Raw genomic sequence first — 18638 nt, 5'->3', positions numbered from 1 at the left:
TGACAAACATCCTCTATTACTGTCGATTCTGCGAAGGCGAGCCCATTTCCAGTAATCGCAGTACCTTTTTAAGAATAGACTTCCGCCTTCGCGGGAATGACAACAAACTTAACATCGTCATCTGAATGACAAGAATTTTTAACGACCGTGCTCAGAGGATTAAATAGATTGACATCCCTACGTCATCTCTTTAGCATGGGCAAAAACTAGGCGAAATGAGGGATATAAATGTTGGGAATGATAAGTTTAGATGATATCTGGTATGTATTAAATGATATGAAGGACCCAGATGATTCTTTATTTTGTTCTTATGAACGAGCACGATTTATTGAGTTATATAAAAAACGTCCTGGATTTTTTCAACCTTACCAAGACCGTAAAGAGTTTCTTGGTGGTGTGCTCGCTCCAGTTGTGCATCCCTTGGAGTTTGCTGCTTTGGGTATCATGGGAGTTGTTATAGGTGTTATTTCCCCGCTTGCCTGCGCTGGAGCCTTGGTTGTTGGTCTGGGGGCTACTGCGTTCGGAAACACAAATCTGTGTAATACAGCACTTGCGGGTGCTTCTACTTTTTTGTATTTAACTGGCTATTCAATTTTACTCACAGCAGCGAGTCTCTTACTTGCAGCTCTTAGCATTCCATGTGCTTTAGTTACACTTGGCACTCGTAGTTTGGCTTCTGTCGGTGCTGAAGTACTTGAATGTATGAATAATATGGAGACTACTACTGAAGTACAAACAAGTATGTTGAAATAAAAATTCTACTTTATTTTTATGGGCCCTGAAATACGAAGGATCTTATGCTTTATTTATTAGGTGAAAAAGAAGTAAATTTCATTTTAGAAGGAGAAACCATTGAAGAAATCGCCCGTAGAGCAATTAACACATATAGGGGTCGTCCTGGTTTTTTCACTGCATATAAAAATAGGTATGAATTTATAGGCGAATTAATTGCTCCAGGTATATATCCATTCGCAGGAGTTGTGACTGCTGGATTTTCTGTATATGCTTCAGTTCTTTCAACCGTTATTTGCATTGGAGCTTTGCTTGTTGCCGCTGGTAGTGCTTTATTTGATGCTCCAACGCTTCGTGATGATGCACTAGAATTTACTGGGTTTATGATACAGTTTGTCGGAGTTGCACTTTTGACAGCTGCTGTGAGTGCTTTATTGGCGATCATTAGCGTTCCTCATAGCTTAATTTCTGTAGTTACTCGTTCTGCTGCTTCTATAGATGCTTTATGTTCAGGCAATGTCATTGATGCGCCGGCAGCTCAGGATGAGGTAGCAGAGACTGATACAGATGAGTGTGTTTTACGATGCATCTAGACAAAAACACGCTCAGAGGTTAGTGTACCTATAATAAGACATTAACCTAAGGAGCTTTTCTGCTGATTGGTTGGTCGCCGCTCCAAATAATTTGCTAACATTTTTAATTCCATTTTAGTGCGTTTGATTTTTTCCTTTAATTTATTTTCTATATCTTGGTAATTTTTAAGATCCAGAGTTATCGCTTCTTTTTTTTCTTGTTGTTGGGTGATGAAATTAAGCCAAGATATTTCAGTTACTGGATTAACGATAAGAGAGTGGGTGCTTTCATTAACCTGTTCTTCAATATGTTGGATTTGTTCTTCGAGCTCTTGTTTCTTACATTGCGCTGAATATAAATCTAAGTCCAGTTCATGGAGTTGTCTGTTTAATTTATCTATTAGAGAAGTGAGAGACGGGTTCATTATGAGGTTATCGTTCGATCTCGATTAATTTCGTACGTACGTAGAGCGCTTGCTTTATCAACACAAGGATTTCATTTTATCCATGGTTTGCATTTAAAATACAGATGCTGATTAAATCAGACTTATAAAAATAAAACAACTGGATAAATAAAGTTCTTTTCTTGGTTGTTAATTGCTCATCATGATCGATGTTGTTAGAATACGTTTTTTTACAATCTGTATTTAAAAGGTTTTTAATTAATGAAAGAGATAACTCTGACCGCAATATTTGAAGGAACGATTTACAGTATTGAAGAACCCAATACTCATTTGCACCAAGTTTTATCTAGAGATTGTAAGGGTGTACGTATTAGCTCTGCTGATGAGGTTGAGCAACATAAAGATGCTACTCATTTTAAAATGGGTTTTAATGGATGCGGCGTTGATTATGGGGTAAAAGGGCTTTTATTCGGAGCGGGGGTAAAAGAACAGAGTGATCAAGTTGTAGAAGTGATCAAGAAGTTAATTAAAGACGGATATAAAGTAAAGTTTAACGGCATTGGTTTAAGTCGAGGTGGGATTGCTGCTATTATGGCGGCTCTCAAGTTGGCTCATGTTGATCGTTTTCACTTGGAAACGAATTTACTTCTTTTAGATCCCGTACCAGGTAATTTATTTTATGTTCCTTTTTTAGATTTCTTCAATTATACCTTAACCAATAGCTCAATTGATTTATCTAGCTCTAAAAATTTGAATTATGTTGAAACGCTTTATCCTTATCTTGAAGTGGGTGAGGATACTGAAGAGTTGCTTGATCAGATACTTGCAAAATTCCATATACCCATTAGACCTACTTATCCACCACATTGTCAGGTTAGAGAGGAAGTTATTTTAGGCGCGCATTTAAAAGCGTTCCAGGATCTTGATAAAGAAAATGATGCCCCTCATCTACGTTATGGAGTTGATGTAATTCCTGTAATCAGAAAATTGAGCAAAGCGATTATGTATCAGTTTTTGGATAGGGTTGGCAGCATAGTAAACTCCGGAGAGAATATAGAGCAAGCTGAGCTCCTCAACGAATTCGAACGAGAAGGAGCAAAATGGAAGCGTATTTTAGCTGAAATTATTGCCAGTATTATTCCTAGAAGTAGAGCTTTACATTCTCAGGATCAATCTAAGATCACAGTCTCGAACTCAGCAAAATATTTAAATAAGACACATCGTGAACTTCTCGATACGGAATCTGATGATCCAGAGGAACTCTGCTTAAAAGTAGAGCCAGTGCGAACGTATTCGGAAAAGAAAAACACTCCGTTAACAAGAGCAGTATTGGTAGATTTAATTGAATTAATTGAAAATAAAATGACTAATACAAGTAAACAAGGTGGAAAAGGAAGGTTATTACTTAAAATAAAAAATGGTATACAACGAGAACCTGAGGCTACTCTTAATAATGAGGAACGACTGAGTTTTATCCTCAGAGATATTCTCTCGGTTGCATTACAACGCGATCGCTACAGCTATAGTTTTTACAGCACAACCACTTCTGGACTCGCATTGGTTACTGCATTAAATCAACCCCAATTTATTGCAATTAAAGAGCTACTCCAATCGGATCATAAACCACTTGAATACTCTGATTTGACTACTTATGTTTTGGGCCGAAATGAGTCCGCACATTTTAATAGCCAAGATATGGACGTAAATTTTGCTCGATTAGAGGAGCATCGGCTTGGCGAAGATGGGTATAGAATGTTAATTTAGATGAATAGCTACTTTTTTTGGCATACCAAAACAATCTTTTGATGCAGTAATTCAGTAAAGGACCGTATGCCAAAAAAATTAAGGATAGAAAATAGAGCAGTACTTCATTTTGTCTATGAAGACAAACGACCCATTGATATTCTTGTTAAAAGTAATTTTATCTTTTTAGTTACAGCAAGGTACGGACAATGTTTCACTGGCTAAAGGAATGGTGGTACAACCGCATAATTCGTCATTCACCGATAACCGAAGAGCAATGGAATGACGTATTTCAAAACTTGCATTTACTACAACGCTTGAGTAATGAGGAACAAAGAAGACTTAAACACCTGGCCATTTTATTTCTTCACTATAAATCATTGGAAGGGGTAGGGGACCTGCAAATAACACCTGATATGCAATTAAATATTGCACTACAAGCATGTCTTCCCATTTTAAATCTGGGTCTCGATTGGTATGAGGGTTGGGTTTCGGTTGTAATCTATCCTGGTGCTTACGCACGTGAGAGCAAAACAATCGATGAGTTTGGTATAGAACACTCAGGAAGATCTTATTTAAGTGGCGAGTCGTGGCAACAGGGACCTGTTATTCTTTCTTGGAATGATGCTTTGCATCATGGTGGATGGGGAGGACGAAATGTGATAATTCATGAGTTTGCTCATAAATTGGATATGCAAAATGGTAGAGCGAATGGATTTCCTCCACTCCACAAAGGAATGTCGGCGAAACATTGGGCTGAAGCGTTTAGCAATGGATATGACAATTTGATAAGCCTTATCCAGCAAAATGATCCCATTCCAATTGATTCCTATGCGGTTACATCACCAGCTGAATTTTTTGCAGTATTTTCTGAATTATTTTTCGAAAAGCCTGAAGTAATCAAGCATTACTATCCTGATATTTATGATTTACTTACTCAATTTTATCGACAAGACCCGCTTAGAACCTATGCTATGTAGTCGGCGTTCCGCATCGCTTCATCCAGGCGGAGGATACATCATCCTGAACGCAGTGAGGGATCTCCAGATGGGTATGATTCAAATCAGGAGATCCTTCCTCGTAAACTCCTCAGGATGACGTAGTAGTGAATACCTCGTAGAAATTCTGATAATTACCAGGTAAATGTATATCGTGTTTCTCTCGAGCTCCATCCATCTGTAATGTGTACTTCGAGCTGACGTTCAGAGATCAGACTAAATTCAATTAATGAACCCCAATAGGGATTATGAAATTCAAAGCCTTGTTTGGTTTGTCCCGTGGTTAACTTGCACGAAACTTGCCGGGGTTCAGGAGCTCCAAGACCGTCCCCATAGCTAAGATCCAATTGGGTTGATCCATGCGATCTACCTGCAGAAGCCACTTCATTCAACCAGTTACACTCTATTTTAGCCGATTGAGCGTGTTGATTTTTAAGTTTTAAACAGCTTCTATGAGTACTGATGCATGGTTTTGCAAAACACGTCCCTGCGACTAAACCCATTAAAAGAAAAGTATAGAATTTTATCATTTTTTATGCCTAATCAGTTTGGGTGAGAAGTTTGTAACATCGATATTAAAGCATTGTCAATGGTTTTAAAAAATACTATTTATAAAAAAACCAAAAAATAAGCGTAATGATTAGACTAATTAAAATGCATGTAGTAATAGGAAAATAAAAAGTAAAGTTACCTTTGTGAATGATGATATCACCAGGTAATTTACCCAAACCTAATTTTGTTATAAACGGCCAAAAAATACCAATTATAAGTAAAATAATTCCTATGATAATTAGGATTTTTTGGATCATATTTTTTTACTCGAAAGAGAGTATTTAATATTAGCAATGTATTGGGTATTAGACAAAGGGGATTTATCCGTCAGTTAGATCGGAATTAGTTGACTCTAGAAACAGTAAGGTAGCCTGGTTGCGTGCAACCAGGCTCTTTTAATGTGTTGCTTAAAGAGAGAGCAATTAATAAACAAGAGCCTCAACGATTTGAGCTTCTTCTTGTTGTTCAGAAAGCAGTATCTTGGCTTCTTCTTCAGCTAAGCTTGCCTCATAACGTAACAACTCACTTGTTTTGAAGAATCGACGTGTTTGATAACATGTTTTTTGACGTTCTTCTTTTTCAATTCTCTCAATAACAGGCTCAGTTTCACTGAATTCTTTTTCTATTAAAGCAACTTGTTCTTGTGCGGTTTGATCAAGGTAGGATGCAAGATCTAGTTTGGTTTGTTCTAGAAGTTCAGTTATGAGTTGTGCTCTACTTTTATCTAATAGATCATTATGATCTTTTAACGCATTCAGACATTCCGTTTCTTCTTCTCGAATAATAGAATTTTTCTCTTCAATTAATTCCCTGATATACTCTCTCATTGAACTTATGGATCTTTCTCTGGACATGTTTTGAAGGGTTAATTTACCTTTTTCCAGATAAGAACAGGTGTTCTCTTTCATACGTTTTTCTGCATCTTTAATGGTATTATCTATATCTGCAATTTCTTTTTCCTTTGCACTGATTTTTTCTTTAATATCTTGTATGCGAATGCGAATCTCACTCAGCTCATCGTTTATTCTCGCTTGTTTATTCATAAGAATAGAAAAACGTTCGTTAGGTATTTTGCCAAAAATCACTCTAAGTCGATTTTGATCTACAGGATTTTCTTTCCAATTCCATTGTTTCATTTCATCGACATATTTCATTTTTTGCCGAATTAAATCAGGTAGTCCTTCACGATCAATATTTATATTATTCCAATTTTGAGTTGAAAGAGCTTTTAATCTAAATAGTTGATTAAATTCGGCATGTTTTCGCTCAGGAAGAGCTTCAATTGCTTTTTCATCGGCTAATTTGAGCAGGGCATCTTTATTCCTTTCAAGAGTGGATTGGGCGGTTTTAAGTTTATTTCGTTCTGAATCTACTCGGGTTAGAAAAGAGGATTGATATCCAGTAAAGCCTTCTTGTAATGCTCCATCTTCAATTTGCAGTTCTATATAAGACTGAATGCCATCAGTACCATTTTGAATACGTATTTTTTGAGGATCAACTTTTAGTAACGCAGCAAATTGAGACTGTTTTTGGGTAAATAAACTTTCCTGAACGTCTTGATTAAGTCCATCGTCTTTACCTAACTCCTCTACAGAGCGTAAAAGTTGTTTTTGCAAAGCACTCAGTTGATTTAAGTAGGGCTGATATGCTTTATAGGTGCTAAAGCGGACGGTTGCTTCATATAATTCATGAATAATATGACTTGGATTCTCTTTGCTCTGATTACTTATCTTGAGTAGAGATTGTTTCATATGCTCCCAAGTGGGATCATCAGTTTTAAAGAAATAAGGAGAGGTATTCGTTAACAGTTTACGAAATGCAGCAATCTGATGCTCTGAGACCACCTTATCATGACAGTTTTGTCGAAAACCAAGATCACAGTGAGGGGCATTATTTAATGAGTCAATAGCATCAAGTGCATTATTAATTACCTTTCGAGGTGATGAGTGACTTATTGAAAACAAATACTTATCTTTTAAATTGACTTTATGTTGTTGAAGCGCGGTATAAAGATCACGAATCTTCTCTTGGTCTTGAGGCGAATCCTTTAAGTTATTCGCTAAGTTATAAACATCCAAGGCTGCTTTTTTGGCTTCACTTCGCTCAAAAAGCGCGTGAAAAGGAACTGGATTTTCCTTTACCCATGCAAATTCATGGAGTAAATATTCAGCCAGTTTTTTCATAATTTCTGCATCATAGCTCATTTGCAGGTCATTTAAATTGGCATCTGCAGGCATATCTAAATTTCGATAAAGAGTGGAAAAAGAAAGGATTAGGCCCTGCATTTTAAATTGTTCAACCAGTGAAAACTTTGTAAAGTCGGAGAAACGATTTAGAATTAAAGGTTTCATCTGAGTCAATAATTTTCTAATTTGCTCCCTGTCACCATCTTTTAGTTTCTTTTGATAAAACTGAATAATGCTTTGAGAAACTTCTTGTTGTACGTCACCATGGAGTACCTTATTTTTTTGTTCAATGAGCTTGTCAATTCCGTTTCTAACTATTTCGGGGATATAGGAAGCGTTTTGTGATGAATTTTTAGGGAAAAACACCTTTATTGCGCTGGGACAAACAGCACAAAATTCTCCAATCAAATTCGGTAAAATTTGTCGGCTTTGTGCTAATTCTAAATTTTTTCTTTCCTCCTCTGAGGGATTAGAATATTCCAGAACTGCTCCAGCTTTATCAGCAATCACGGTTTCAATGTTTTGGTGCATTAATGCTGTTGTTCCTGCAGTAAAGTGTTTACTTTTCTGCTTCAGCTTGGTTTGAATATTTAATTCTTGGAAAAAATCTAATTCTTTTAAATACTTAAATCTTAGACCTTGCTCACTAGTCATAGGAGCTTTTGCTGCCTTAGCGGCCCATTTTTCTTCGCGAGCAGACTCCCAAAATTTGCATGCTGATTTTTTAAACTGAGCAATACTTTCATAGAGAGAGTGTTCAGATACACTGGTGTCTTGAGAACGAGTTAATTCACTTAAAAGCAGCTCACGCCATTGATAGAGCTCATATCGGATTTTAGGATCATCATGATATAGTTCAAGGAGTAAGCTTTCCCACGCTTCAATTTGTGACATCAAAATTTGTTGTGCTTCATCAATAGCTTGAGTGTATGTTCTATCAACAGTTGCTTGTAATTTGATTTTATCTCTTACTTCTTCAATTGTATGTTCATTGATACGTTGCCGAGTCCAAGGGAACACATAATAAAAAAACTTATTGAGTAAATCCTCTGGCGCTTTTACCTGATAAATTGGCAGCCATTCCCCAGGTTTTCCATTACGCGCAGCACGGCCAGCAATTTGGGTTGTCATTCGTTCGGTATCAGGATAAGTTTGAATCACAAATAAACCTTTAGGATGGTCGCCCGTATTGATGTCTATCCCTTTTGCAAGCATTGAAGTACCTACAGTAATGGTATTAGCTTGACCTGCTTGTTTAATGATTTTATCCAATTCAGCAGCGGATTCTTTGCCAGTAAGAATCTGGATTTTGAACCCTTGCTCTTCATAGATTTTTAAACTGTTGCCGATAGCTTGTGCTTCATCAAAATCTTCATTAACGATTAGAATGGGTTGAGTCTGTGTGTGACTCCATTTTTCAATGGCAATTTTTCTTTGTACAATTAAAGTTTCATCATAGGGGAGAATTGTTTCATCAGGATTAATTTCCATTGTTGGCTTGGTAACAGGGAGTTTAATCTTTTTAAGCGTTTCATGTATTGCCTTAATGGTTTCTCCGCGATTAAGGGTGAAGATCGGAGGATGATTTATGCGTCTGTCTCCTGCATAAGGAGCTACACTGATTGCCTGAGTTCCTATTGATGTAGCCAGACTTTCCAGCTCAGGTTTATCTCCCGGAGTTGCTGATATTCCCAGTAGACGTCCTAAGGTTTTTTGGAAAAATTTGACCAATCCTTGTGCAGATTGGCTGCCAAGTACAGAGGGAACTGTATCAATAAAAATATATTGAGCTTGATCTTTGCGTTCTGCTTTGAGTCGAGCTTGTAATGCTTGTTGCACTGACTCAGTAAAAATTGATCCTGTTTTAGGAGTACTACGAATTAAAGGGACACAGGCAATTTTCTTCGTAATTTCGTGGCCAGCTTCATTTTTCTCTTTGAGTGGTTGCATTATAAAATGCTTGTTTTCAACCAGTTTTGCGGCGATACAACTGGCATGAATCCATTGTTTCATTTGCGTGTTACTTGATGCCATCAAATAATTTTGCTTGTCAACATCCCCATTAAATTGTTCATTGATTTGTTTGTTGAGAAAGCGTCGGAATTGGTCCAGATCTTCATCTTCATCCCAGGCTGGATTGAGGTTACGAAATCCTGGCTGATTAATGAATTGATATGCAAGTGGATAAATCCACTGTGCAGGATTGTTCGTATTCGCAGCTTCGGCTTCGGCGACGAGCTTGTAAAGCGTTACTTGATCTAAAAGTGCATCGTCACATTCATCCAACACAATATGGACTGGACCATTAGTTTCAAGAAGTTTTCCATTATTTGCCGTCAAGTGAAAACAGGCCATATCCTCAACTGTTGAACAGTTAATCCCATTCGGGACGAAGGTATCTATAGAGCTATTACTTTTGATCAGTGCTGATTTAATTCCTAAAAAATCAAAAAAAGGTTCGCAGCTGTTTTCATAATCTCGAATCAGTAGCGTTGGGTTTGCGGTCCATTGAACTACCGTACCACCTTGTGCCCATTGTAGAACAGAAAGCATTGGCGTATTGATGCTTTTTCCTTCACCCGTTTTGATACGCATTAATAAATTTGAGGACGGATCTTCTAATGCGAGCAATAGGACAAGCATTTGTGTTGTGTTTGGAAATAAGCCTGTGGTGCGGAAATAGATTTCTCTTAAATACGCTAAAAGTTCTAAATGAGTTACTTCTCTTTGTTTGGGACTTAATTCTTGTGTACGTAATTGTTGGAGTAAGGCGTTAGCTTTTACTTTTAAGTCATGGCGTGAGGTAGCAGTTAATCCTTTTAGACCGGTAAAATCACCAGGGTTTAGCGGATCGGTATAGCCTAATGTTTCTATAAAAGTTAATTGTTTGGCAAGCTTCATGTGCAATGAGTGAGGTAAATCTTCTTCATGAAGCAAATCTTGCAGATTAATTAAGGCATCTTTTATTCGATCAGTTGCAAACTGCTTTACCAAATCCCTTTTTTCACCGGTTTTAGCAAAAGGATTCGTGTCAAAGCTCAGGTAATATGCATTAATTTTTTCTGAGTCATGTGCAAGCAAAGCAGTGTTGAGACTCTGTGCATTAGGGTAGGGAGGTGTCGTAAATAATTTAAGAACTTGATCTACATCAGCAGGTAAACGCCGTTTTAAACCCTTGGTGATTTCCAACAGTGAAGCTAGACTTACGGTTGAGTCTTTTTTGTTTTTAGCCAGGCCAGTCAAAATCGTAGCTACTTTTGCTCTCTTTTCCCCAGGATTGATTTCGGCTAATTGTTCGAGAATATGAGGGTAGGTGCTCAGGTTTTGTCCTGCGTTATCCTGAGAGATTCTGTTGAGTAAAGCAATACAAAGTTCAGGTTGATCGATATTATGAGTTAAAAAAACTTGGGTCTTTTCAACCAACTCTTGAATGAGTCCTGAGTCTGTAGTGGATAGCCCCGCTAAAATCTGAATAATTTGCTTGATAATTAATGATTTGGTCTGTTCTGGGAGATCCGAATTCTTGAATTTATTTAATGCAGCAAGTGGGAACGATGTAGTACTTTTCAAATTATGAGCCATGCTCATTTTGAAGAACATTGTTTGAGTTTCGGGCTCAAGGTCGGGAAGATTAAAGAGATCAACTAGACCATCTACAGCCCGTCCAATTGCAGCATTATCCGCATTAGGATGTTCCTCTAAAGTTTGGGTTGCTAATTTTAAATAAAGATCGAGTTTTTCCGTATTGTTACTAATTAATTTATTAACTAAAGTATGCTTTTGCTGATAATTTAAACGAGCTAGGCTTCCAGTGTTGAGTTGTTTGTAGATTTTAATAAATTGTTGAGGAAGGCGATCATTGATCTCAATAAGTAAGTTGAGATAATTTGCTATCGACTCAATTTTATTTTTATAACCTTGAAGTGCTTGATCAGCCGGAGCATTTTCATCGATTAAAGCCGCTTCATCAAGGATGCTTTTTTCAAATTCAACATCTTGGGTATTTAACTGTTGCAATGTTTTTTTCAGAGCAGGTAATACTTTTTTCTGAATCAGTTCCTCTTTAAAGAAGAACGTTAAAGAGTGAGTATCATTAAAAGCGGCCATCCATGATAAACACGTATTCAAATCTAAATCTTTGACAATTTGTTCATTCAGCGGATTGTCAAAAAAGGATTTCATTTGAGATACAAACAGCGAATGCACAGGGCCTAAAACTGCAGCGAATGCTTTATTAGTTGTTTGATCGGTAGCTTTTCTTTTTCCAGTAAGGAGGAAACTTAAAATATATTCCCCTTTAGTCTCTCCAATGAATAGCTTATACATTCCTTCGAGTAATATAGGCTTTTTTTCTTCGAAAAATTGGAGTTTTTCAATCACCTCGGGAAATTTGGGGTTGGGGGTTTGGAGCAGAATGACAAGCTCATTAACTGCATCAAAAAGTGGTATTAGTTCAGCATTCAGTTGGTCGCGTAATTGTTGAGGAACAATGAAATTGTTTAGGTTTTTTTGTAATGCCTCTTTAAGTACATCTATTTTGAATACGGCACTTCTTTTTTTAATTGCATCAACTAAAGCATCAACAATTAAATCATCGAGCTTAGAAATATCTCCATTTCCCAGGACACAGCCCGGAAAAGGATTGTGTTCAATGATGAGTGCTTTTAACCATGCTTCTTGCTTTTCTAAGGTTTTACACTCAGGAGGGATTGCATCTGCTGAATTCGCCAGTAACTCCAGAAGAGTTTGAATTTGTTCTGCTTTAGGTAATATTTGCGACTTTGAAATATTAATTTGACTTAAAGTACTTAATACAACGTGATGAAAGAGGTCGCCTTTCTTATCTTGTATACTTCTAATTGTTAATAATAATTTATCAATATTTTCCTGAGTTAAATCAGGTTCATTAAGTTTTGCAAATAATTTAATGATCTCAGGAGATAAGTCTTGACGATTTTTTTGCAGCATCGCAGAAAAGGATGCGGTAACTTCCAAAGAAAATTGATCTACTTCGTCTGGTGCAGTTTTTTGAATACGCTCTTGTAGTGTATTTAGTAATTCAAACCCTTCATTTTCCAAGCAGGAAACCAGGGGTACAATGAAATCATCTTTGAGTTTTTTATTAGGAGACGCAGTTTTAAATTCAATACATTGTTTCATTAATGTTTTGATTTGCATCAATGAAGGGGTAGGTTTAAATGCAAAACATCGAGAGAATGCTTGCAGTAAATCAGTACGATCGTTTGAATCCAGCCCTTGTAATGAATGAATACAGTGACTTAAAGTTTCTTTCCATTGCACCGCTTCTAAGGTAGCATTATTTGCAAAAGTACAGGTTAAAATAAAAGCTAATTGATTTTTCTGAACTGAGGTCCACGAAGCAAGTTTTTCAATTTCACGAAGTTGAGCCTGGATGTCAGTTAATCTTATTTCTGACTTCCAATGTTGTCCCATATATCGAAATAGCCAAGGTTTAAGATCGTAGGGTTCTGTGTCGATTTTCTGATAAATGGGTTCAGGATCTGTAATGGTATCTTCAGGGTTATCAATGTACATACATCCAGCAACTTGCTTAAATTGCTCTGAAGCTGGCTTTTGTAACATGGCATAATGTACGCCTGTTGAGCCCCAATTAAGTTCCGATAAAGAGAGACACTGTTCTTGTGGATTTTTAGCATGTTCTATTACATCCAATACACGATTTAATGTAATGAGAAAATGCCCCTTATGATGAATCGGGCACGGATTAGGGAGTGTAAGACTTTTTTCTGCAATGCGAGGGAGAACAGTTTGAGTATAGGCATCAAAAAAAGTGTTAAAATCAAAACTGCTTTTGTCATACTCTAGATGCGCCTTAACCAGTGTATTCCACCATTCTTTTTGTTCGGCAGGGAGTTGAATTAATTTTTGTAGATTTTTAATCCCACGTGTACTCAAAAGTGAATTTTGTGTTTCAGGGTTTTTAAGGAACTCAATGTCAATTTTTTTATTCAAACAGGCAATAAGCAGTCTGACCAATAAAATAGTATGTGCCTCACCTCCAAGTACATATTGCTTACAAAGTAATGGAATAATGAATTCATCCTGCTGCGTGGCGGAGATCGACCCATTTGATTTATACAGTTGAAGTAAAAACGTTTTGATTTCGCTTTCATTTGCAGGGACAAGACTCAGAAGCGTGTTTTTTTGTTCAGGTGAATACTTAGATTCCACAAGCATAGAAAGAGTATTTTGAGGAAGATGAGGTAATAGTGCGGTTATTTCCTCAATTGAAGGTAATGTTAATGATTCTTGTTTTTTTAGTACCGGAGCTAAAGCAGAGGGAAGTTTTCTTGGTGCATCAGTATAACAAAGTGCTTTTTTGTCTTTGTTTATATGAAATCCTTTAGGAAGATTGCCAGGGATAATACCGTCACCAAAGGCATAAGAATGTTCTTTTATTAAAGGAAGTGCGGATTCTTGTAGGTTGTCAATCCCTAATGCCTTAAGTTGTTTGATTAATTCAGGAAGCTCAGTTGATTCAATCGGTACAAGGTTGAGCTCCGGGCCTCCTACATGTTCACTCTGTTCGAGATGAATCACTTCTTGGGCACTGGGGGGCGCAGGTAAAACAATGCTTTTTTGAATCTGGATGCGGGCACGAACGGCAGGGGAGTTAGAACTTAACGCATACTTTAATGGGTTAATTTTGGGTTCGCTTGATGTGTTTTTAAGCAAGGTTTCTGCTGTTTTATTTAAGACTATTCGACGTGCAAGAAGTCCGAGTCGATTTGATGTTTGTTGGTTTTCTGGAATTTTAAAAATAAATAGTCGTTTACGATCATCGTTAAGAAAATTGATCAGGCTATCAATATCATTTTCAACGATTTGTTTTGAATCAAGCTCAATTTGTAAAGGAGTGTAGTTTATTTCAGTTTCGTATGAAGTAATTAGATTTTCTAGTAAGGATTGAATGTATTTGTTTTGTGAGTATTGTTGCACAGCAAAACTCCTAGAATTAAAAGAAATAAAAGAATACATGGTTATTATTAACAGGAGATTAAGCGTTAAAGATGCAATGAATATTTTTTTATTTAGCTAATAGTGAGGCATATTATAGTGAGAAAAAACGAATATATACAATGCGATATGTAAATAAATTATTCATTAGGGGCTTTATTTTAATAAATGCATTTTAGAAGATTATATTGCACAGAAGTTCGCATTTTTATTCGGTCTATAATAACCAGGCGTTTTGATTTTTCTTTTAATTAGCAACTTAAAAAATTTATTCCTCAATTTTTTCAATTACAAAATAAACTTCTTTAGGAAAAGTGCAAAATTTACTTGACAGATCTTAGGTAGCTCATTAAACTGCGAACCTAATTTTGGGGTTATAGCTCAGCTGGGAGAGCGCTTGCATGGCATGCAAGAGGTCGGCGGTTCGATCCCGCCTAGCTCCACCATCAACATCTCTGATGTTGATGGGAGAAATGTTCAAGGTCCCCATCGTCTAGCGGCCTAGGACACTGCCCTTTCACGGCGGTAACAGGGGTTCGAACCCCCTTGGGGACGCCATTATTGGTGTTGTAGTTTAGCAGTAAGAAGTATAAAATATAAAGATCCAGGTCCCCATCGTCTAGCGGCCTAGGACACTGCCCTTTCACGGCGGTAACAGGGGTTCGAACCCCCTTGGGGACGCCACATATTTGTTCATTCTATAGTTTCTTTTTTTATTCAATTATTCTGAAGCGTTCAAAGAGTCATTTCGTCCACCTTTAATATGAACAAAACAACTCTGATACTGCTTTAAAGTCTTTCGAAAATTGTTCGTGTATTAAATCCAAATAAGCGCTCATGCATCCTATAGGCATACTCATCTGTCATATTAGCCAGATAATCGCAAACGATTCGATAAGCAGTCGTTTCATCTTCAGCTTGTTTAAAAAAAACTCTGTTTTTATTATCTAATAAACTACCGGGATTTGAACTGATGGCATCGAAGAGCCTTAATACCACGGTTTGGCCTCCAAACTCAAAAGTACGGGCTTCTTGAGAGTCGATGACATTATTATAGATGCATTGTTTTAAATAATTCAAAAGTGCATTTGCTTCAGGAGTAAGGGCTAGATTGTATTTAAGTAAATTATTTTCGAAGTGTTCATTGGTTGTTATGATTTGGGTTGAAGTAATAAAATAATTAACCATTTCTCCGATCGTTTGTTTCCTTGAATACAGATCTGAGGAAAATAATGACTCAATTAATTGATTTTGACGTCCGGCTAACAATGTATTGTTTAATAACTGCCGAAACTCAGGTGTATCTAGATGAGCGGGATTGATTAGACGTAAATGAATCGCATCTTCAAGATCATGAACTCCATAAGCAATATCATCTGCGATGTCCATAATAGAGCAATCAAAACTATGATAAGCCGATTTTCCTGTTTTTGTGCCTTGAGGCTTTTGTGACAGCGATTGAAATAATTCTTTATCACTATTGGAAAAAGGGGATAACAACCAATCGATCTCAGGCTGTTCACAATCAAAATAAGCTTTGGGCGGTAACCAATCGTTAATCTTAATGGTTTTATGGATGGATTCATGAACGGGCGCTTGTTTGGGGGCAACAACCGTAGAACGTTTCACAGGATATTTTAAAATACCAAGCAGTGCACGTCGGGTTAAATCAAGACCATAGGTTCCATAGCTGCTTTCTACTTTAGTGAGTAATCGTAGAGTTTGGCCGTTTGCTTCAAATCCTCCATAATCGCGCATCATGTAATTCAGCGCTACTTCGCCACCATGGCCAAAAGGTGGATGACCAATATCATGAAGTAAACAAATAACAGAGATTAAATCATCATTGGGCAATAAGCCGGCCAGGCCAATGTGTTTTTCTTGGTTCATCAATAGATTGTGGACTATGCTCCGTCCTATAGAATCGACTTCCAGAGAATGGGTTAGACGAGTTCGATGAAAATCACCTTCGTCAGTGCCTAAAATTTGAGTTTTTCTTTGCAGTCGCCTGAATGCTGGGCAGTGAATTACTCGTGTTCGATCTCGTTCATAAGGATCTCGATGATCCAAGTTCCCTCTTTGATTTGTTTGTCCAGAACGTCGATGTGTCCACATAAGTTTTTGCCATAGGAATAAAAAAATAATTACTGTAAGACAAAATTTGTTCTTTAACAACACAAATTTCTAAAGTTTTTTCTAATTATGTAGATATAGTAGTCAAGAAGTGAATAATAAGAACTATAAACTAGGGGAATGACAATGGATAAGAAAATAAACTTAGCACTCATGGTAGTGTGTGCTTTTATTATGTCTTCTTGTGCCAAGGACAGTGAATACCTCACATATCCCGCTTACTCATACACTGACATTACTGAACCATATGCTATAAATAGTTACCGTATGGTTAATTATGACTATAAGTATCAACAACGACGTGAAGTTAATGTTCCTCAATCGTATCATGTTGGCGAATTACATTCTCCTGTTTCTTTTAAGGATAGAGATCAGACTTGGGTAAATAGCCAAAATCCACAAGGTTATACTATTGAGTTGACAGAGGGTGAAAAGCCATCTCAAGTAGCACAAGTTCTTTATAAGGCTCCTAAAAAAGATCGGATGGCTCAGATCAAATATGAACGTGATGGCAAAACACGTTACAAGGGTGTATATGGAACTTACAGTTCTGCAGAAGAAGCACAAAAAGCGTTAAACTCATTACCACCTGAAATCAAAGGGAGTGCTTCAGTAATTAACTGGAGTAATGTACAACAATAAGCGGAACAATTGCCCCCAAATTAATTGATATCTTAATTTGGGGGCAATTGAGGCTATGTTGCTTTAGAAGCAGAACTAATCAGAATCATTAAACGAGTGACGCCTGGTGTTTTTGACCGGTCTGCTTCAAACTGTTTCACTGTAATTGCGTAGCGTTGATTTAATTTTTCCAACCAAGCAATAAATAAGTTAAAAGCAACGGCGTCGAACGTAAGTTGAATATCTCCTAAACCAGTTTGTTGTAACTGATAAGGGAATTTAAGCGTCGGATCATTTTTTAGTTTGGTTGCGAGCGTAGTTAGGAGTTGACTGTTATCTACTGATTGTTTCTTTGTTTGCTTAACCTGACTTTGTTGTCTTATTTTTTGCATCCAAGCCAATGTAGCCGTTTTTTCTACGAGCTGAGTTGATTTTTGGGATACCTTTTGGCTCAACGGGCTATATAAAAACAAATAATAAACATAGAGCAAAAGACATAGGGCTGCTCCAATCAACATCCATTTTTCTCTTTCATTAAGAGTACTTAAATACGCCTTCACATTAACTCCAAAGTGGCAGCAACTTGTTGTTCACGAGTTGATGCTTGAGTTTGTTTTACTTTGAGTTGGAGTTTTTTTAATTCATTTTCCAACTCTTCTAAACTGGCGAAATCCATGCTTATTATAGTTACAGATAAAGTTTTGTTTTGATATCGCAATTGTTCTACGGTATTACGATCATTCTTTATTACTTTAGCCAATTGATTGAGTAAAAACCAAAAACGATTCTGTTCCTCTGCATTATTACTTTTTAATAGTTGTGTAATGCGAAATTTGGGACTAATAATTTGTTTCGCATTAGGGAAAAACTCATGATAGATCACTGCGATTTGTTCATCAATTTTCTGAGTTTGCTTATTTAATAAATGCAACTTGATTCCATTAACAACGAGTAGAGAAATTAACCAGATACAGAAAAGGAGACCGACGAGCTGATATCCTTTTTTAATTAAATCACTTTTATTCCCATGTTGCATTTCGCCTTGGCATAAATTCATCAACTTTGCTCTTAATAGTCTTTGAGCAATCCAGGTATACGATGTTTCCTGGTTTTTAGTAGATGATGTATCAATTTGAATTGCGCTATCTGTAAACAGTAATGGGTGGTACTGTGGGTGGTTTTTTAGATAGATATCAGCTAACTCCCCAGAAAGAGCACCTTTGAAATCCTCTGTATTAATGAGTAAAGTGGTTTCACTGATGCATAGTTCCTCTGGTTCCAAGGCAAACCAATCTACAGTAATTGTGATAAATTCAATGTCTCGTTCATTGAGTAATTGCATCAGATATCGAATTCGCTGTTTGCCTATCACAGTAATAAGGTATTGATTGTTTTGATACCTTGCCTTATCAAAAGCGAAATGCAGTTCATCTACAGGTTGTGCTACCTTTTCTTCTAAAGCATAAGGAATTGCAGCTCTTGCTTTTCTTTCAGGAAGCCAGGAGAGCTCCAGATTGAGAAGACTAACTTGCTCACATGTTTCAATCACCAACGTGTTACATTCGGTTTGCAATGATTTAATTTCAGCAAAACTTCGTTGTGCAGGTGGGAGAATTAAGGTCCCACCTTCATTTAGTTTAAGGCAAAAACACCCTGTTTCATCAAGATGTTTTGTAAAGAGAAAAAGAGTGTCCATTC

The 18638-nt window shown here is 36.9% G+C and carries 12 protein-coding genes and 3 tRNA genes; 8 read left to right on the top strand and 7 right to left on the bottom strand.

Going from position 1 to position 18638, the window contains the following annotated elements; genetic code table 11:
- Positions 1 to 228 precede the first annotated feature (228 nt).
- Both ACWTEW_RS07350 and ACWTEW_RS07345 read left to right on the top strand, forming a co-directional pair.
- Positions 229 to 753 (top strand): hypothetical protein, encoded by a 525-nt coding sequence (locus ACWTEW_RS07350; protein WP_454781049.1) that lies wholly within the window; start codon positions 229 to 231, stop codon positions 751 to 753.
- A 44-nt stretch (positions 754 to 797) separates the two neighbouring features.
- Entirely contained in the window at positions 798 to 1325 is a 528-nt protein-coding gene (locus ACWTEW_RS07345) for a hypothetical protein (RefSeq protein ID WP_454781048.1), read from the top strand.
- Between the two features lie 41 nt (positions 1326 to 1366).
- On the opposite strand, the gene ACWTEW_RS07340 is transcribed toward ACWTEW_RS07345, so the two are convergent.
- Complete coding sequence (locus tag ACWTEW_RS07340; protein WP_454781047.1) at positions 1367 to 1729, bottom strand: hypothetical protein; 363 nt, start codon at positions 1727 to 1729, stop codon at positions 1367 to 1369.
- Between the two features lie 240 nt (positions 1730 to 1969).
- Here ACWTEW_RS07340 and ACWTEW_RS07335 point away from each other — a divergent pair, with 240 nt between their 5' ends.
- Positions 1970 to 3472, top strand: coding sequence for a hypothetical protein (locus tag ACWTEW_RS07335; RefSeq protein ID WP_454781046.1), 1503 nt, complete (start codon positions 1970 to 1972; stop codon positions 3470 to 3472).
- A 188-nt stretch (positions 3473 to 3660) separates the two neighbouring features.
- The gene (locus ACWTEW_RS07330; protein WP_454781045.1) at positions 3661 to 4431 is read left to right on the top strand and encodes a M90 family metallopeptidase; all 771 of its coding nucleotides are present in this window, start codon (positions 3661 to 3663) and stop codon (positions 4429 to 4431) included.
- A 152-nt stretch (positions 4432 to 4583) separates the two neighbouring features.
- On the opposite strand, the gene ACWTEW_RS07325 is transcribed toward ACWTEW_RS07330, so the two are convergent.
- From ACWTEW_RS07325 to ACWTEW_RS07315, 3 genes are all read right to left on the bottom strand, one after another.
- Positions 4584 to 4979: a hypothetical protein gene (locus ACWTEW_RS07325; protein ID WP_454781044.1), complete on the bottom strand. Its 396-nt coding sequence runs from the start codon at positions 4977 to 4979 to the stop codon at positions 4584 to 4586.
- A gap of 75 nt (positions 4980 to 5054) precedes the next feature.
- The gene (locus ACWTEW_RS07320; RefSeq protein ID WP_454781043.1) at positions 5055 to 5258 is read right to left on the bottom strand and encodes a DUF2905 domain-containing protein; all 204 of its coding nucleotides are present in this window, start codon (positions 5256 to 5258) and stop codon (positions 5055 to 5057) included.
- Positions 5259 to 5423: 165 nt separating this feature from the next.
- Complete coding sequence (locus ACWTEW_RS07315) at positions 5424 to 14168, bottom strand: preprotein translocase subunit SecA (RefSeq protein WP_454781042.1); 8745 nt, start codon at positions 14166 to 14168, stop codon at positions 5424 to 5426.
- Positions 14169 to 14556: 388 nt separating this feature from the next.
- On the opposite strand from ACWTEW_RS07315, the gene ACWTEW_RS07310 reads away from it, so the two are divergent.
- From ACWTEW_RS07310 to ACWTEW_RS07300, 3 genes are all read left to right on the top strand, one after another.
- Positions 14557 to 14632, top strand: a tRNA-Ala gene (locus ACWTEW_RS07310).
- A gap of 36 nt (positions 14633 to 14668) precedes the next feature.
- A tRNA-Glu gene (locus ACWTEW_RS07305) sits at positions 14669 to 14744 on the top strand.
- 50 nt (positions 14745 to 14794) lie between these two features.
- A tRNA-Glu gene (locus ACWTEW_RS07300) sits at positions 14795 to 14870 on the top strand.
- 105 nt (positions 14871 to 14975) lie between these two features.
- Here ACWTEW_RS07300 and ACWTEW_RS07295 read toward each other — a convergent pair.
- Positions 14976 to 16301 (bottom strand): anti-phage deoxyguanosine triphosphatase, encoded by a 1326-nt coding sequence (locus tag ACWTEW_RS07295; protein WP_454781041.1) that lies wholly within the window; start codon positions 16299 to 16301, stop codon positions 14976 to 14978.
- 144 nt (positions 16302 to 16445) lie between these two features.
- Between ACWTEW_RS07295 and ACWTEW_RS07290 the strand changes: the two genes are divergently transcribed.
- Positions 16446 to 16961 (top strand): SPOR domain-containing protein, encoded by a 516-nt coding sequence (locus ACWTEW_RS07290; RefSeq protein ID WP_454781040.1) that lies wholly within the window; start codon positions 16446 to 16448, stop codon positions 16959 to 16961.
- A 53-nt stretch (positions 16962 to 17014) separates the two neighbouring features.
- Here ACWTEW_RS07290 and lspM read toward each other — a convergent pair whose 3' ends face one another.
- Entirely contained in the window at positions 17015 to 17500 is a 486-nt protein-coding gene (lspM, locus tag ACWTEW_RS07285) for a GspM family type II secretion system protein LspM (protein ID WP_454781039.1), read from the bottom strand.
- Entirely contained in the window at positions 17497 to 18636 is a 1140-nt protein-coding gene (gspL, locus tag ACWTEW_RS07280) for a type II secretion system protein GspL (RefSeq protein ID WP_454781038.1), read from the bottom strand. The genes lspM and gspL overlap by 4 nt, the downstream gene beginning before the upstream one ends.
- Between the last annotated feature and the right edge of the window lie 2 nt (positions 18637 to 18638).

The organism is Legionella stuttgartensis (assembly GCF_977063405.2).
This window is presented reverse-complemented; position numbering and strand designations above follow the sequence as displayed.

Excerpts from the sequence above, each read along its gene's own strand:
- ACWTEW_RS07350 (WP_454781049.1), top strand. The coding sequence starts at position 229 with ATGTTGGGAATGATAAGTTTAGATGATATCTGGTATGTATTAAATGAT.
- ACWTEW_RS07345 (WP_454781048.1), top strand. The coding sequence starts at position 798 with ATGCTTTATTTATTAGGTGAAAAAGAAGTAAATTTCATTTTAGAAGGA.
- ACWTEW_RS07340 (WP_454781047.1), bottom strand. The coding sequence starts at position 1,729 with ATGAACCCGTCTCTCACTTCTCTAATAGATAAATTAAACAGACAACTC.
- ACWTEW_RS07335 (WP_454781046.1), top strand. The coding sequence starts at position 1,970 with ATGAAAGAGATAACTCTGACCGCAATATTTGAAGGAACGATTTACAGT.
- ACWTEW_RS07330 (WP_454781045.1), top strand. The coding sequence starts at position 3,661 with ATGTTTCACTGGCTAAAGGAATGGTGGTACAACCGCATAATTCGTCAT.
- ACWTEW_RS07325 (WP_454781044.1), bottom strand. The coding sequence starts at position 4,979 with ATGATAAAATTCTATACTTTTCTTTTAATGGGTTTAGTCGCAGGGACG.
- ACWTEW_RS07320 (WP_454781043.1), bottom strand. The coding sequence starts at position 5,258 with ATGATCCAAAAAATCCTAATTATCATAGGAATTATTTTACTTATAATT.
- ACWTEW_RS07295 (WP_454781041.1), bottom strand. The coding sequence starts at position 16,301 with ATGTGGACACATCGACGTTCTGGACAAACAAATCAAAGAGGGAACTTG.
- ACWTEW_RS07290 (WP_454781040.1), top strand. The coding sequence starts at position 16,446 with ATGGATAAGAAAATAAACTTAGCACTCATGGTAGTGTGTGCTTTTATT.
- gspL (WP_454781038.1), bottom strand. The coding sequence starts at position 18,636 with ATGGACACTCTTTTTCTCTTTACAAAACATCTTGATGAAACAGGGTGT.